Raw genomic sequence first — 15148 nt, 5'->3', positions numbered from 1 at the left:
TCCTGATTTTCTTCACAGAGTTATCCACAGATCCTGTGGGTAACCTTTTGTTATTGGTAGCGGTTGAGGATGTGCCGAATCTGGCCGCTAGTCAGCAGCTGGTCTATGGTCTCGATCAGATCGGCGCTGCCCGGCGTCGTCTTGGGAGCGGCGCAGCGCAACGCAAAGTGCTCCAGCGGCCAGTCGCTGACGCGAATCTCAGCCGGATGCCTTTGCAGCTGGTAGCTGAGGGCGCGGCGCAGATCAACGCTGGCGTCCAGACGGCCGCGTTCGAGCATCTTCAAGCGCGTTTCGATATTGCGAACATCACGTCTTACCAGATCGCCGCGTTCAAATGCCTGGGTCAGCTCGCTGCTGTAGTGATAGCCGATGGTGGTGTCAACCAGCGCACCCTGCAGGTTCGCCAGGTTGCGTGGCGCCGCTCGGTTCGCAGGGGTGGCCAGCACGTCGGCATCCTCGTACAGCACCGCCGACCAGTGCAGCAACTCCGGTTGACTGTGCCACTGGGGTTGGGTGTTGCAGATCAGGTGTATGCGAGCGCTTTTGAGCGCTTCCTCGATGCGGTTGTTGGGCACGGCAACGAAGGACAGCTTGCGGTCCAGGCTGGCGGCTACCAGCTCTCCCAGGTCGCGGGTGACGCTATTGTCCAGCTCCGCGCCGGTCATGTTGACGTAGGGAGGCGGATCGGAAGGGGAGTAGCCCCACACCAGCGGTTCGGCCAGTAGGCCGGTGCTCCAGCCCACTAGCGGGATAAGGCAGCGAATCATCAATCTCACGACAGCCTCGCAGGCACGGTTCTGCCTTCAAGCATAGAACATTGGTGGGCATTCAGTTGCAGAGGTTGAGCGGCGCGTCCTCTTCGCGCAGGGGCTGCCCGGGATGCTGCATGACCACGCTGAAGCCGCGTTGCTTCTTGGCGTCGTGCTTGGCGCGCGAAGCCAGCTCGGCCAGGCGTGCGGCATCGTACAGACTGGCCTGGTGCCCGGGCAGGGAAATGACGCCAATCGAGAGATTGAGCAGATCGTGATGCCGCCATTTGCCTTCCCGGTCCGGCGCAGTAAATCCGTTGGCCTGGATATGCTCGGCGCGGTAAAGCGTGCGGCACAGTTGCTGGAAGCGCTGATCCAGTTGCTGCAGGCGTGCATGCCAGTCGTCGCTGCGCATGACCAGCATGAAGTCGTCGCCGCCAATATGGCCGACGAAATCGCAGCGTGGGTCGCAGAGCTCACGCAGTAGCTGGGCCAGCCCCAACAGGATCTCGTCGCCCTTGCCGTAGCCGTAGAGGTCGTTGAAGGGTTTGAAGTTATCCAGGTCGATGTAGCACAGCCGTGCGTCCACCTGACGCTCCAGCAGCCGCTGCAGGCATTGCTGAATCGGGATGTTGCCGGGCAGCAGGGTCAGAGGGTTGGCGTGACGGGCTTGCTGCAGCTTCAGCTCGGTGATCTGCCGCAGCACGTCGATGCCACGTCCCAGCCCCTTGTAAATGCCCTGGTCGACGATGATGAAGTCGTCTTCCAGTCGCTGTCTGGCGCGGCTGGTCAGCAGGCGACTGACCCGCTGCAGGCTCTGGCGGATATCCACGATCAGGCAGTCCGGGTCCATCAGTTGGCGGATCGGCTTGCGACTGTAGATCTCCTGGCCGAAGGGCTTGAGCATGGTCTGGCTCAGGGCGTGCCGTTGCACTGCGCCAATTGGGCGCTGCTGCTCGTCGACGACAGCCAGGGTGTTCAGGGTGGGTTGCTGCTGAAAGCATTCCAGCACGACCTGCACCTTGGTGTGTTCCGGCACGCCGTTGACCGGCAGCAGCAGGCTGTGAATGGGTGCGTCGTCGTTGCCGCTGGTTTGTCGCTGATTCAGCAGGGAACTCAGTTTGCTGTCGTTCAGCTCGGGGTGGCTGTCCGGGCGCCCGAGCAGGTAGCCCTGTACCCAGTCGATACCGATGTCGGACAGCACGGCGAGTTCTTCCTGCTGCTCGATACCTTCGGCGATCACCTGGGCGCGGGAGGCCTTGGCCATCTGCAAAATGGAACTGACAAACTCCCGTTTGACCGGATCGCGGTGTATGCCGTCGATAAAGTGCCGGTCGATCTTCACGTACTCGGGTTGCAGCTCTGACCACAGGCGCAGGCTGGAGTAGCCGGCACCGAGGTCGTCCAGTGCGATGGAAAAGCCCATGTCCCGGTAGTAGTGCAGGGCTGACTGCAGCAGTGAGAGGTCTTCGATGGGCGCCTGCTCGGTCAGCTCGATCACAATCTGATCCGCTGTCAGGCCATTGGCCTCCAGCAGCGCCAGGGTTTGCCCGCGATAGTGCTGTTGTTCCAGCAGACTCTCTGGAGAGACGTTGAGAAACAGCTTGCCCGGCAAGCCAAGGCTGCGGAAGCGGCTGATCGCACGTTCGCGACAGAGCATTTCCAGCTCGGTCAGAATGCCGTGGTGGCGGGCGGCGGCAAACAGGGTAAGCGGGGAGTGCAGCGGGCTGTTGGATGGGCCGCGGCTGAGGGCCTCAAAGCCAACGATGCGCTCTTCCAGCGTGGAGACAATGGGCTGGAAGAGGGTGGTGACGGCGGCCCGATTCAAGATGGTGATCAGGGCCTGACGTTGTTCGGATACGGTCATAGTAAGTCCAGGCATGTGAGTTTGGCCGTACCTGGCCGCCCGGAATGCTACTGGCGGGCACGCTTTCATGAGTCCTGATCATGGCAGTGTGCTAGTGCTTTGTGACCGTGTTATGACAACGCCCGCCGCGGGGGCGGGCGCGATGGTCAGTTGGCTCGGGCGACCTGGTGCTCCAGTTGCAGCAGGTCAACGAGGATGTGGCTGGTTTCCAGCAGGAAAGCGTCATCCTTGGGGTCGCTGTCCTCGTCCTCGGTATGCACTTCGGCCAGCAGCGGGTCGCTTTCCTCAAGGGTTGTCAGGGGCTCTTCGCCACGCGCAGTCAGTCGCTGATTCTCCAGCTCCAGCAAACGGTTTTCATAGTCTTCCTGCTGTTGCTTGCGTTTACTTTCATTCAGCGGGATGGTCTCGCGTGCCTTGATCTGGTTGTCCAGGCCGATGCGGGCCAGGGTGTAGATAAAATCCGGATCCTTGGCAGCACGTGCCTCATGCTGCTGCTGCAGCTGTGCAATAAAGGGCTGCAGGTGGCTGCTGGTCTGGTAGCGCGCTGGCGGGATGGTGTCCCACGGCATGGCGTTGGGCAGAGCGCTTTCGCCTATCTCCTCGCTGTCGAGCAGCGACGGATAGCGGATGTCCGGCACCACGCCGCGGTGCTGGGTGCTTTGCCCCGAGACGCGGTAGAACTTGGCCAGGGTCAGTTTCAGCTCGCCGTGATTGAGCGGCTGAATGGACTGCACGGTACCTTTGCCGAAGGTGGATTCACCGATCACCAGTGCGCGGCCGTAGTCCTGCATGGCGCCGGCGAAAATCTCCGAGGCCGAGGCGGACAGGCGGTTGACCATCACGGCCATCGGGCCGGTGTAGGCAATACCGGCTTCCGGGTCGTCGAGCTGCTGCACCTGACCCTGGCTGTCGCGCACCAGTACGGTCGGGCCGCGGTCGATGAACAGGCCGGTCAGTTCAGTTGCTTCCTGCAGTGACCCGCCCCCGTTGTCGCGCAGGTCCAGCACAACGCCATCGACCTTTTGCTCGCTCAGCTCGCCGAGCAGGCGGCGGACGTCGCGCGTAGTGCTGCGGTAGTCCGGGTCACCCTTGCGGTAAGCCTTGAAGTCGATATAGAAGCCGGGCACGTCGATGACGCCGATGCGGTAGTCGTGCCCGTTGTTCTGCAGTTCGATCACCGAGGACTTGGCGGCCTGGTCTTCGAGCTTGATGGCTTCGCGGGTCAGGTTGACGATCTTGCTGGTGAGGTCGCCCGGCGGGTTGCTGGCCGGGATGACCTCAAGCCGAATTGGCGAGCCCTTGGGGCCGCGAATCAGCTTGACGACCTCATCCAGACGCCAGCCGACCACGTCGACCATCTCTTCCTCGCCCTGGCCTACGGCGATGATACGGTCGCTGGTTGCCAGCTGCTGGCTGCGTTTGGCCGGGCCGGCGGGTACCAGGCGGACGATCTTGGTGTATTCGTTGTCGCTTTGCAGAACGGCGCCGATGCCTTCGAGCGAGAGGCTCATGTTGATGTCGAAGTTTTCAGCGTTTTCCGGCGACAGGTATTGCGTGTGCGGATCGTAGACCTGGGCCAGGGCGTTGATGTAGTTCTGGAAAATGTCCTCGGAGCGGGTCTGGTTGACACGGATCTGTTGCCCGCGATAGCGCTTGCCGAGCAACTCGCGAATATCGTCCAGGCTCTTGCCGGCCAACTTCAGGCGCAGGACCTCATCCTTGATCTGGGCGCGCCAGAGCTGTTGCAGGGCCTGTTCGTCGCTCGCCCAGGGCGCCTCTTCGCGGTCGACCAGAATGTCCTGGTCGGTGTTGAAGTCGAAGCCATCGAGCTGATTCTCCACCAGATCGATGCTGAAATTCAGGCGGTCCTGCAGGCGTTGCAGCTGACGCTTGTGCATGGCGAAGCCGACACTCAGGTCGCCCTGCAGCAGCAGATCGTCCAGGCGCAGACGGTTGCCGGAGAAGGCATCGATATCCTGCTGGGTAAACAGGCTGCGCTGCGGGTCCAGATGCTTGAGGTAGGTGTCGTACATCTGTGCCGACAGAGCGTCATCGAGACGGGTGCGGTTGTAATGATGACGGCGCAACAGCTCGACGGTGTTCTGGCTGGCGACTACTTGATCGCGAGTGGGTTGCAGTTGGTCCAGGTCTAGTGCAGGGACCTGTTCGAGTGCCAGGACGCTGCTGCTGACAGTCAGCAGAGCGAGCAGGCAGGTGCGGCGCAGGAGGGGGAAACCTTTCATCTGGGGTATCGCGTCCGGAGAGAGTATGCTTTTAGGAGTGTACGCGGGACAGCGAGTTCCCGCTGGTAACCATTGATAAGAACTATGGAGGTAGCGTGAGAGGATTGCAAGCCGAGGGCGGGGCGCTGACGTGGCAGCCCCAGAGTGCTGTAGAGCTGAAGTCCGGCGAAGTGCGTATTCGTGTGCAGGCGGCTGGACTGAACCGTGCCGACCTGCTGCAGAAGGCGGGCATGTATCCGCCGCCGCCGGGGGTGACCGGTGTGCTGGGCCTGGAATGTGCCGGTGAAGTAGTCGAGGTGGCAGAGGGTTCGCGCTGGCAGCTGGGTGACCGCGTGTGCGCGTTGCTGGCCGGCGGCGGCATGGCTGAGGAGGTCGTGGTCGATCAGCGTCACCTGCTGCCCGTGCCGGACAGCTTGAGCTGGGCTGAGGCCGCGGCCATTCCTGAGGTATTCAGTACCGCGTGGTTGAACATCTTTGTGCTGGGCAACGCGCGTCCCGGTGAAAAGGTACTGATCCATGCCGGTGCCAGTGGCGTGGGCACCGCTGCGATCCAGCTGTGCAAGGCCCAGGGCAATCCCTGTTGGGTCAGCGTTGGCAGCCAGGACAAGCTCGATGCTTGTGTGGAGCTGGGTGCTGAGGGTGGCGTGCTGCGGCAGAACGGCATTGCTGCGCTGAAGGACTTCGGGCCTTTCAATGTGGCGCTCGACCCGGTCGGTGCTACCTACGCGGCTGATCATCTGGATCTGCTGGCGCTGGATGCGCGCTGGGTGCTGATCGGTCTGATGGGTGGGCGTGAGGCGACACTGGATCTGGCCAAGGTGCTGGCCAAGCGCATCAGCCTGCTGGGCTCGACCCTGCGTACCCGCGATGCCGACTTCAAGGCGACCTTGCTGGCGGATATGGAGCAGCGTCTGATCCCGCTGTTTACCAGCGGCGAACTCAAGCCGATGGTGGCCAAGACCTTCGGCTTTGCCGAGGCCGAGGCGGCTTTCGAAGAGTTGGCGCGTGATCAGGTGGTGGGCAAGGTGATTCTGCTGCGCGAAGACTGATTGTTTGCCCATCGCGGCAGATCAAGCCCCATGCGTTGCTGACGCATGGGGCTTTTTTGTGGCTCTTCACGGAAGTCTGCGAGCGACAGTTGTTTTAGGGCTCTTCGCGGACAGGTTGCGCTTGGTCCGTCCCACAGCGCAGCGTGTTCGCGAGGGGGGCTTATATCAGCTGCGCGCTGTTGCAGAACGCCGTCAGCACGCTGATCAGGTAACCCGGATCACGGCTGCCGGCCAGCTCGCGGATCGAATGCATGGCGAAGGTTGGTGCGCCGATATCCACGGTGCGCACGCCCAGGCGGCTTGCGGTGATGGGGCCGATGGTGCTGCCGCAGCCCATATCGCTGCGCACCACGAAGGTCTGCACCGGCACCTCGGCACGCGCGCACAGATCGCGGAAGAAGGCCGCGGTTTCGCTGTTGGTGGCATAACGCTGGTTGTTGTTGATCTTGATGACCGGGCCGGCGTTCAGTTGCGGGCCGTGGTTTTCATCGTGCTTCATGGCGAAGTTCGGATGCACAGCATGAGAGTTGTCTGCCGATACCAGCAGCGAGCGCTGGATCACCTGGATACGCTCGGCGTCGTCGCTGATCAGACGGCGCAGCACGTCCTCCAGAAAAGGACCGTCGGCGCCACAGCATGAGCTGGAGCCAATCTCTTCATGGTCGGTACACACCAGCAGGCAGGGCTGCTCGCCATCGCTGTCGAGCAGCGCGCTCAGGCCGGCGTGACAGGACAGCAGATTGTCCAGGCGGGCCGCGCTGAAGAAGTCGCCATCGAGCCCCAGTTGGGCGGGGCGCTGGGTGTCGTAGAAACTCAGTTCGTAATCCAGCACCTGCGCGCCCTCGCAGTCAGGATGCTCGCTCACCAGTTGATTGGCCAGCAGGGCACGCAGATCTCGCCCGCCGTCCAGGCTGTGGGCAAGGATAGGCGGCATATCGGTTTGCGGATTGATGGCCAGGCCGTCGTTGACACCCCGGTTGAGATGGATGGCCAGGTTGGGGACTACTGCAATCGGGCGTTGAAAGTCGATCAGGCGGCTGTCGAGTGCGCCATCGGCGCGTCGGAAGGTCAGACGCCCGGCCAGTGACAGATCGCGATCAAACCAGGGGGCGAGTAGCGCGCCGCCATAAATTTCCACCCCCAGTTGCCACAACCCCTGCTGGTCCTTCTCCGGCTGCGGCTTGACCCGCAGGCAGGGGCTGTCGGTATGCGCGCCGATCAGGCGCAACCCGCGGCTGACGAGCGCACCGTCGGCGCCCAGCTGGAAAGCGATCAGTGACGAGTCGTTGCGGGTGACCAGGTAGCGCCCGCCGGCCCTGAGCTGCCAGTCGCTGCGCTCATCCAGGGCCTCGAAGCCGGCGGCCAGCAAACGACTGCGCAGCGTGTTGGTAGCATGGAAAGGCGTTGGCGAGCTGGCGATGAAGTCGGCCAGATCCTGAAGCTGTGGGTCCTGCATGAAACTCTCCTGCAACGGGGTGACGGGCGCCTGCTCAGAACGGGCAGGGGCTTTCAAAGGCCATGCGCTCGCCGGTCTCCGGGTGGCTGATGGCCAGGCGCGCGGCGTGCAGTGCCAGCCGCGGGCAGGCGGTCAAAGCGTCACCGTCGGCGTAAAGCCGGTCTCCCAGCAACGGGTGGCCGATGGCGAGCATGTGCACGCGCAGCTGGTGTGAGCGACCGGTGATCGGCGCCAGTTCGACGCGGCAATACTGCGGATGACGCTCCAGTATGCGCCAGAAGGTCTGCGCATGCTTGCCGAGCTCGTGATCGACGATATGTCGTGGCTTATTGGGGGGATCATAGCGCAGCGGCAGGTCGATGTGTCCTGCGTCGCCCGCTGGCTGGCCCCAGCACAGGGCGATATAGGCCTTGTCAGTCTCGCGGTCATGAAACTGGCGTGACAGTTCGCGATGGGCGTCCGGATTGCGCGCAATCACCAGCAGGCCGGAGGTTTCCCAGTCCAGGCGGTGCACGATGCGCGCTTCGGGGTAGCCGTTTTCCTGCAGGCGGGTAATCAGGCAGTCCTTGTTGTCCTCGGCACGACCGGGGACGGACAGCAGCAACGTCGGCTTGTCGACGATCAGGAAACTCGGGTCCTGATGTACGATACCGATATGGGTCAGTGGCATGGGGCTTCCGCAGGGCGCCACCCGGGCGGGTGGCGCCAGCTGGTCAGGGGCGTTCCGGCAGGGTGATGTTCAGTTCGAGAACCGAGCAATCATCCTGGTTATCGAGGGCGACATGCACCTGTTCACGGTCGATGGAAACGTACTTGCTGATGACGTCGATGATTTCCTGCTGCAGTTGCGGCAGGTAGTCGGGCTGAGTGCGCTGCCCACGCTGGTGGGCGACGATGATCTGCAGACGTTCCTTGGCAATCGACGCGGGCGTCGATTTCTTGCGGTCACGGAAATAATCGAAAATGCTCACTTAACGCCCTCCGAACAGGCGCTGCAGCAGGCCCTTCTTCTGTGCTTCCAGAAAGCGATGTGCGACGTCTTTGCCCAGCAGGCGTTCGACGGCATCGCTATAGGCCTGACCGGCATCGCTCTTGTCGTCCATGATCACCGGTACGCCCTGGTTGGAGGCCTTGAGAACGGCCTGCGACTCCGGGATAACGCCCAGCAGCGGAATGGACAGGATGTCTTCGACATCGGCCACCGAGAGCATTTCGCCATTTTCGACGCGCTCCGGGTTGTAACGGGTGAGCAGCAGGTGCTCTTTGATTTTTTCGCCGTTCTCGGCGCGACGGGATTTGCTCGACAGCAGACCCAGAATGCGGTCTGAGTCACGCACCGAGGAGACTTCCGGGTTGGTCACCACGACGGCCTCGTCGGCAAAGTACATGGCCAGGTGAGCACCTTTCTCGATGCCGGCCGGGGAGTCGCAGACGATGTAGTCGAAGTTCTCTTTCAACTCTTCCAGCACGCGCTCGACACCTTCGGGGGTGAGGGCGTCCTTGTCGCGGGTCTGGGAGGCCGGCAGGATGAACAGGTTCTCCGAGCGCTTGTCCTTGATCAGCGTCTGATTCATGTTGGAATCGCCGTTGATCAGGTTGACGAAGTCGTAAACCACGCGGCGTTCGCAGCCCATGATCAGGTCGAGGTTACGCAGGCCGACGTCAAAGTCGACGATGACGGTTTTGAAACCGCGCAGGGCCAGCCCGGTACCGATGGCGGCGCTGGTGGTTGTTTTGCCCACCCCGCCCTTGCCTGATGTGACAACGATGATCTTTGCCAAAATGACCTTCCTGTCGAAAAAATGTCTGATAGTGGATTACGCCGGGCGGTGATGGTTCCCGGCGTGGATGCAAGGCTGCGGAACTCGGTCACAGACCAGAGAAATCGGGCGCCCCGAATGGGAGGACAGTATCTGTTAAAGCCCGGTTATCTTCAAGCGGTCACCCTCCAGACTGATCTGTACCGGAGCTTTCCACTGCTGTTTGCGCAGATCCTCGGCTACCTTGTACTGGCCGGCGATGGAGACCAGCTCGGCCTCCAGGCTCTGACAGAAGATGCGGGCCTGGCGGTCGCCTGTAACGCCGGCCAGCGCGCGGCCGCGCAATGGGCCATAAACGTGGATGTGGCCGTCAGCCAGTAGCTCGGCGCCGGCGCTGACCGGTGCCAGCACAATCAGATCGCCGCCGCGGGCGTAGATCTGCTGGCCGCCGCGCACCGGCTCGGTGATGATCTTGCCTGAGCCGGCCGGGGCCGGAGCGGGCGCTGCTGGTGCCGGCGCTGGCGCAGGCTCAGCCTTGGGGGCCGGTTTGGGCGCCGGTTCGGCGGCAACTTCAATCGGCTTTTCACGCTGGCGACCCGGCGGCAGCAGCACCATGTCGGCATTGCCGGCCAGCGCGCGAAAGTCTTCGCCGCCGCGCAGCGCAACCGGCTGCAGGCCGTGATCGCGGCAGATGCTCAGCAGGTGGCGCAGGGTCATGTCGCTCAGCGGCTCGCTCAGCTTGTCCAGCGCAATCACCACCGGGGTGTCGACGAAGAAGTTGGGGGCTTGTTCTACCTTCTCGGCCAGTTGCCTGGCGAACTGCTCTGGTGCCAGGCGAATGAGCTCGACCAGTGTCATCGTCAGCATGCCGCCCTTGAGGTGGAATACCGGGTCGTTGTCGAGCAGGTCGAGGGTAGTGTCAGCAGTCATGGTCCATCCCGTTCCTAAAGAATCAGCGCTTCCTTATATAGATTGCCCCTACAGATCGCAAGCCGCGTGCGCCTTGGTTAGAATGTCGGTTTTCGCTGAATGGGCCTGCTGATGGATCGTCCGGGATTTACCGTTGCGCTGCTGCATCCGCGTTACTGGCTGCTCTGGTTGGGACTGGGGCTGCTGTGGCTGGTGGTGCAGTTGCCCTATCGCTGGTTGCTGGGGTTGGGGCGCGCGCTGGGCTGGGGGATGTTTCAGCTGATGGGTGACCGCCGCGAGGTGGCGCGTACCAACCTGGCGCTGTGTTTTCCCGAGATGTCCGAGATGGCCCGTGAGCGGCTGCTGCGGGAGAACTTCGCCTCCAACGGAATTGCCCTGTTCGAGATGGCCATGGCCTGGTGGTGGCCGCGCCAGCGGCTAGCGCGCCTGGCCCACATCGAAGGGCTGGAGCATCTGAACGACGCGGCGGCCCAGGGCAAGGGCGTGGTTTTGATGTCGCTGCATTTCACTACCCTGGAGATAGGCGCGGCGCTGCTGGGTCAGGCGGTGACCATCGACGGCATGTACCGCGAGCATCGCAATGCGGCCTTTGATTTCGTTCAGCGCTGTGGTCGCGAACGTCATAACCTGGATGCCAAGGCGGTAGAGCGCGAGGACGTACGCAGCATGTTGCGCTCGCTGCGCTCCGGCCGGGCGATCTGGTACGCGCCGGACCAGGACTACGGGCGCAAGGCGAGTGTGTTTGTGCCGTTGTTTGGCGTGGAGGCCGCGACGGTGACTGCGACCAGTACCTTCGCGCGCCTGGGCAAGGCGTTGGTGGTGCCCTTTACCCAAACCCGCCTGGCCGATGGCAGCGGCTATCGCCTGACCGTACATCCGCCGCTGGAAGGCTTTCCGGGCGAGAACGAGACCGCTGATGCGCTGCGCATCAACCAGTGGGTCGAGCAGGCGATCTCGCAGCAGCCGGAACAATATATGTGGGTACATCGACGTTTCAAGACACGACCAGAAGGCGAGTCGCGCCCCTACGCCAAGCGTCGGCGGCGCAAACGCCGGGCGCGTCGTCGTTGATGCTGGGGGAGACGAGTGGCGCCTGTACCGGGCTGATTCTCTCGGGCGGTGGTGCGCGTGCGGCTTATCAGGTTGGCGTACTGTCGGTGTTGGCGGAGTTGCTGCCGCCTGGTGCCAGCAATCCTTTTCCGGTGATCTGCGGCACTTCGGCAGGAGCGATCAACGCGCTGGCACTGGCAACCAACGCCCAGGACTTTGGCGCGGGGGTGGAGCGCCTGCAGCAAGTCTGGTCGGCATTCTCCTGTGATCAGGTCTATCGCAGCGACTGGCCCGGCGTCACCGCCCAGGCCTGGCGCTGGATACGGGCCAATCTGCTGGGCGTACCCAGCTCCCAACCCACCGCCATGCTGGACAACGCACCGCTGCGCTCTCTGTTGCAGCGCACGCTGCATTTTGGGCAGATCGATGAGGCGTTGCAGGCCGGGTTGTTGCGGGCGGTGTCGGTCAGCGCCTTTGGTTATCAGTCGGCCGAGTCGGTCAGCTTTTATCAGGGGCGTGAACGCATTCAGCCCTGGTCCCGGCATCGGCGCGTTGGAGTGCAGACGCGGCTGGGGCTGGAGCACCTGATGGCGTCATCGGCCATTCCTCTGGTCTTCCCGCCGGTGCAGCTCAATCGCGAATGGTTTGGTGATGGCGCGGTACGCCAGCAGGCGCCGATCAGCCCGGCGTTGCATCTGGGGGCCAATCGGGTGCTGGTCATCGGGGTATCGGACAACCTGGCTAATCAGCCGGCGGGTGGTCGTCGTGGTCCGCGTCTGCGTGCAGCCCTGCCGCCGACCCTGGCACAGATCGGTGGTCACCTGCTCAGCAGTACCTTTGTCGATAATCTGGAAGCAGATATCGAGCTGCTGGAGCGCATGAACAAGCTGGCCGGTTACCTGCCGGTAGGGTCGCGGATGAACGGCAAGGGCTTGCGCCAGGTCGACGTGGAGGTCATTTCGCCCAGCGAGCCGCTGGATATCATCGCCGCCCGTCATCGCAAGCTGCTGCCGCGCAGCTTGCGGGCGTTTCTGCGGGGCAGCGGGGCGACTCGGGCATCGGGCGGCAGTGTGGTCAGCTATTTGCTGTTTGAAGCCGATTACACCCGCGAGCTGATCGCGCTTGGCCGGCGTGATGCGTTAGCCAAGCGAGATCAGTTGCAGCGTTTTCTCAGCCTGCCACCAGTACACGGATAGCGTCCAGCCGCAGCTTGGCCTGCTGCAGGGCAAGGTCGCCGTCCGCCAGGCGAAGCTGTAGCGCCTTGATTTCATCATCGCGTACCAGCGGGTTGACCTGTTGCAGCGCCTTCAGGCGTTCAATCTCCTCTTCCAGCTCCGCGCGCAATTGGGCGCGGGCATCGTCAACCAGTTTGCGATGCTCGGCGTCCGCTGCCTTTTCGGCTTTGTTCAGCAGGCCCTCGACCGGCTCGCGCTGGGTCTTGGCTACTTTCACTGCCAGTTGCCGCGGCAGTGATTCAACCTGTCCGTCCAGGGTGTCGAAGCTGACCTTGCCTGCCAGGTTGTTGCCGTTGATATCCAGCAGACAGCGGATCGGGGTCGGCGGCAATACCCGCTGCAGCTGCAGTGCCCGCGGAGCGACGGCCTCGCAGACATAGATGCACTCGAGCAGCATGGTGCCGGGTTTAAGGGCTTTGTTCTTCAGCAGGCCCACGGCGCTGTTACCCATGCTGCCGGACAGTACCAGGTCCATGCCGCCCTGCAGCATCGGGTGTTCCCAGGTCAGAAACTGCATGTCTTCGCGCGACAGCGCGGTGTCGCGATCGTAGGTGACAGTGACACCTTCGTCGTTGCCCAGCGGGAAACCGGCGTCCAGCATGCGCTCGCCCGGGCGCAGGATCAGCGCGTTGTCTGAATGGTCTTCGCTGTCCACGCCAAACACATCGAACAGCCGCTCCATGTAGATGGGCAGCTGGAAGTCGTTGTCCTGCCTGGCGATGGCATCGATCATCTGTTCGGAGTCTGCCTGGCCGCGCGAGTGCAGCTCCAGCAGGCGATCTCGACCGTTGTGCAGCTCTTGTTCCAGCGCCTGACGCTCGCTGCGGGCACGTTCGATCAGCGCGTCCCAGCCATCGGTGCCCGGATGGTCCAGGTGCTGCAGCAGCTCAGCGCCGTAGCGGTGCTGCAGTGCGTTGCCGGTCGGGCAGGTCGCGCGGAAGGCGTTCAGCGCCTGGTCATACCACTGGAACAGGTGCGCCTGTGCAGTGCCTTCAAGGTAGGGGATGTGCAGCTGGATACGGTGCTGCTGACCAATGCGGTCCAACCGGCCGATGCGTTGCTCCAGCAGGTCCGGGTGGGTCGGCAGATCAAACATCACCAGGTGATGGGCAAACTGGAAGTTGCGACCTTCGCTGCCGATCTCCGAGCAGATCAATACCTGGGCGCCGAACTCCTCGTCGGCAAAGAAGGCGGCGGCGCGGTCGCGCTCGACGATGCTCATGCCCTCATGGAATACGGTTGCCGGGATGCCGCTGCGGATCCGCAGGGCATCTTCCAGGTCCAGCGCGGTTTCGGCGTGGGCGCAGATCACCAGTACCTTGTTGCGCTTGAGCAGTTTGAGTGTGTCGATCAGCCACTCGACGCGCGGGTCAGCCTGCCACCAGGGGTGCTCCTGACCGTCAAAGTCGGCCTGCAGCGGTTGTTCGGGATAGAGTGCCACCTGGCCTTCGAGGTCCTGATACTGCTCGGGGCAGGGCAGCGGGTAGGCGTGCAGGTCGCGTTCCGGGAAGCCGGCAATCGCAGCGCGGGTGTTGCGATAGAGCACGCGCCCGGTGCCGTGGCGGTCGAGCAGCTGGCGTACCAGGCTGTCGCGTGCACTGCGACCCTCGTCGCCGCCGGCTTCCAGCGCAGCGAACAGCGGCGTGGCGCTCTCGCCCAGCCAACTGCCGATAGCGGTGCGGTCATCGGCGCTCAGCTGGTCCTGCTCCAGCAGGTGTTGAACCGCCTCCGCGACGGGCTGGTACCGCTCGGCTTCCTGCACGAAGTCTTCGAGGCTGTGGAACCGGTCCGGGTCGAGCAGGCGCAGGCGCGCGAAGTGGCTGGCCTGACCGAGCTGTTCCGGGGTGGCGGTCAGCAGCAGGACCGCTGGCGTTTGTCTGGCGAGGGTGTCGACCAGTGCGTATTCGGGGCTGGGGTTGTCTTCATGCCAGACCAGGTGGTGTGCTTCGTCGACCACCAGCAGGTCCCAATCGGCCTGCAGCAGATGATCCTGGGCGGTGGTGTTCTCCAGCAAGAACTCCAGCGCCACCAAGGCCAGTTGCTCTTCCTCGAAGGGGTTGCTGTCGGCGCCGTCACAGCGGTCGGCGTTGAACAGGGCGAATTGCAGGTTGAAGCGGCGGCGCATTTCCACCAGCCACTGATGCTGCAGGTTTTCCGGCACCACGATCAGTACGCGACGGACCCGGCCAGTCTGCAGTTGACGATGCAGAACCAGGCCTGCCTCGATGGTCTTGCCCAGGCCGACTTCGTCGGCCAGCAGCACGCGTGGGGCCATGCGGTCGGCCACATCGCGGGCAATGTGTAACTGGTGACCGATCGGCTGGGTGCGCACACCGGCCAGGCCGAGCAGCGGGGAACGCTGGATACGGCAATAGTGTCGCAGGCTTTCGAAACGCAGGCTGAACCAGGGCAGCGGGTCAATCTGGCTGGCGAACAGTCGATCACTGGCCAGGCGGAACTGGATGAAGTTGTCCAGCATGGTCTCCGGGAAGCTGGCGCTTTCGCCGTTTTCGCGCAGGCCTTGATACACCAGCAGGCCATTGGCTTCGCTGACGTCGCTGACCACCAGCTGCCAGCCTTCATGGTGACTGATGGCATCGCCGGGGCTGAAACGCACGCGGGTTAGCGGGGCGTTGCGCAGGGCGTAGTGGCGGGTTTCGCCGCTGGCCGGGTAGAGCACGATCACCACGCGGTCATCCTGTGACAGGACAGTGCCGAGCCCCAGTTCTGCTTCGCTGTCACTGACCCAGCGCTGTCCCGGGATAAAAGCCGTCATGCCACTCTCCTGATGGTGCTGAAAAAAGGCGCA

The 15148-nt window shown here is 63.1% G+C and carries 12 protein-coding genes; 3 read left to right on the top strand and 9 right to left on the bottom strand.

Features of this window, described 5'->3' with window-relative positions:
• Nucleotides 1-50: 50 nt before the first annotated feature.
• The 3 genes from CNQ84_RS07570 to CNQ84_RS07560 all read right to left on the bottom strand — a co-directional run bounded on the left by CNQ84_RS07570 (nt 51) and on the right by CNQ84_RS07560 (nt 4859).
• Nucleotides 51-767 carry a substrate-binding periplasmic protein gene (locus CNQ84_RS07570; RefSeq protein ID WP_096004276.1) on the bottom strand — a complete coding sequence of 239 codons (717 nt, stop codon included), beginning with the start codon at nt 765-767 and terminating at the stop codon, nt 51-53.
• Between the two features lie 61 nt (nt 768-828).
• Nucleotides 829-2616 carry a bifunctional diguanylate cyclase/phosphodiesterase gene (locus tag CNQ84_RS07565; RefSeq protein ID WP_096004275.1) on the bottom strand — a complete coding sequence of 596 codons (1788 nt, stop codon included), beginning with the start codon at nt 2614-2616 and terminating at the stop codon, nt 829-831.
• A gap of 146 nt (nt 2617-2762) precedes the next feature.
• Nucleotides 2763-4859, bottom strand: coding sequence for a carboxy terminal-processing peptidase (locus tag CNQ84_RS07560; RefSeq protein ID WP_096004274.1), 2097 nt, complete (start codon nt 4857-4859; stop codon nt 2763-2765).
• Between the two features lie 95 nt (nt 4860-4954).
• Here CNQ84_RS07560 and CNQ84_RS07555 point away from each other — a divergent pair, with 95 nt between their 5' ends.
• A complete protein-coding gene (locus CNQ84_RS07555; protein ID WP_096004273.1) occupies nt 4955-5908 on the top strand; it encodes an NAD(P)H-quinone oxidoreductase in 954 nt (317 codons plus the stop codon).
• Nucleotides 5909-6068: 160 nt separating this feature from the next.
• Here CNQ84_RS07555 and CNQ84_RS07550 read toward each other — a convergent pair whose 3' ends face one another.
• From CNQ84_RS07550 to minC, 5 genes are all read right to left on the bottom strand, one after another.
• Nucleotides 6069-7364: a M18 family aminopeptidase gene (locus CNQ84_RS07550; RefSeq protein ID WP_096004272.1), complete on the bottom strand. Its 1296-nt coding sequence runs from the start codon at nt 7362-7364 to the stop codon at nt 6069-6071.
• A gap of 34 nt (nt 7365-7398) precedes the next feature.
• Nucleotides 7399-8034, bottom strand: a complete 636-nt coding sequence (locus CNQ84_RS07545; RefSeq protein ID WP_096004271.1) for an RluA family pseudouridine synthase — start codon at nt 8032-8034, stop codon at nt 7399-7401.
• Nucleotides 8035-8077: 43 nt separating this feature from the next.
• On the bottom strand, nt 8078-8335 hold the full coding sequence (gene minE, locus CNQ84_RS07540; protein ID WP_083724771.1) for a cell division topological specificity factor MinE: 258 nt from the start codon (nt 8333-8335) through the stop codon (nt 8078-8080).
• Nucleotides 8336-9145, bottom strand: coding sequence for a septum site-determining protein MinD (gene minD, locus CNQ84_RS07535; protein ID WP_083724773.1), 810 nt, complete (start codon nt 9143-9145; stop codon nt 8336-8338).
• 135 nt (nt 9146-9280) lie between these two features.
• Nucleotides 9281-10054: a septum site-determining protein MinC gene (gene minC / locus CNQ84_RS07530; RefSeq protein ID WP_096004270.1), complete on the bottom strand. Its 774-nt coding sequence runs from the start codon at nt 10052-10054 to the stop codon at nt 9281-9283.
• A gap of 111 nt (nt 10055-10165) precedes the next feature.
• Here minC and CNQ84_RS07525 point away from each other — a divergent pair, with 111 nt between their 5' ends.
• Together CNQ84_RS07525 and CNQ84_RS07520 are read left to right on the top strand one after the other, a co-directional pair.
• Nucleotides 10166-11125, top strand: a complete 960-nt coding sequence (locus tag CNQ84_RS07525; protein ID WP_096004333.1) for a lipid A biosynthesis lauroyl acyltransferase — start codon at nt 10166-10168, stop codon at nt 11123-11125.
• Nucleotides 11125-12300 (top strand): patatin-like phospholipase family protein, encoded by a 1176-nt coding sequence (locus CNQ84_RS07520; RefSeq protein ID WP_096004269.1) that lies wholly within the window; start codon nt 11125-11127, stop codon nt 12298-12300. The genes CNQ84_RS07525 and CNQ84_RS07520 overlap by 1 nt, the downstream gene beginning before the upstream one ends.
• Here CNQ84_RS07520 and rapA read toward each other — a convergent pair.
• The gene (gene rapA / locus CNQ84_RS07515; protein WP_096004268.1) at nt 12275-15115 is read right to left on the bottom strand and encodes an RNA polymerase-associated protein RapA; all 2841 of its coding nucleotides are present in this window, start codon (nt 15113-15115) and stop codon (nt 12275-12277) included. The genes CNQ84_RS07520 and rapA overlap by 26 nt on opposite strands.
• Nucleotides 15116-15148: the final 33 nt, after the last annotated feature.

Origin of the sequence: Pseudomonas abyssi, from assembly GCF_002307495.1 — a bacterium.
In the GTDB taxonomy this organism is placed as follows: domain Bacteria; phylum Pseudomonadota; class Gammaproteobacteria; order Pseudomonadales; family Pseudomonadaceae; genus Halopseudomonas; species Halopseudomonas abyssi.
The sequence above is the reverse complement of the archived record's forward strand: the minus strand, read 5'-3'. Positions and strand labels throughout refer to the sequence as shown.

Coding starts and splice junctions, on each gene's coding strand:
- CNQ84_RS07560 (WP_096004274.1), bottom strand. CDS start 4,859: ATGAAAGGTTTCCCCCTCCTGCGCCGCACCTGCCTGCTCGCTCTGCTG.
- CNQ84_RS07565 (WP_096004275.1), bottom strand. CDS start 2,616: ATGACCGTATCCGAACAACGTCAGGCCCTGATCACCATCTTGAATCGG.
- CNQ84_RS07525 (WP_096004333.1), top strand. CDS start 10,166: ATGGATCGTCCGGGATTTACCGTTGCGCTGCTGCATCCGCGTTACTGG.
- CNQ84_RS07545 (WP_096004271.1), bottom strand. CDS start 8,034: ATGCCACTGACCCATATCGGTATCGTACATCAGGACCCGAGTTTCCTG.
- CNQ84_RS07550 (WP_096004272.1), bottom strand. CDS start 7,364: ATGCAGGACCCACAGCTTCAGGATCTGGCCGACTTCATCGCCAGCTCG.
- minC (WP_096004270.1), bottom strand. CDS start 10,054: ATGACTGCTGACACTACCCTCGACCTGCTCGACAACGACCCGGTATTC.
- CNQ84_RS07570 (WP_096004276.1), bottom strand. CDS start 767: ATGATTCGCTGCCTTATCCCGCTAGTGGGCTGGAGCACCGGCCTACTG.
- rapA (WP_096004268.1), bottom strand. CDS start 15,115: ATGACGGCTTTTATCCCGGGACAGCGCTGGGTCAGTGACAGCGAAGCA.
- CNQ84_RS07520 (WP_096004269.1), top strand. CDS start 11,125: ATGCTGGGGGAGACGAGTGGCGCCTGTACCGGGCTGATTCTCTCGGGC.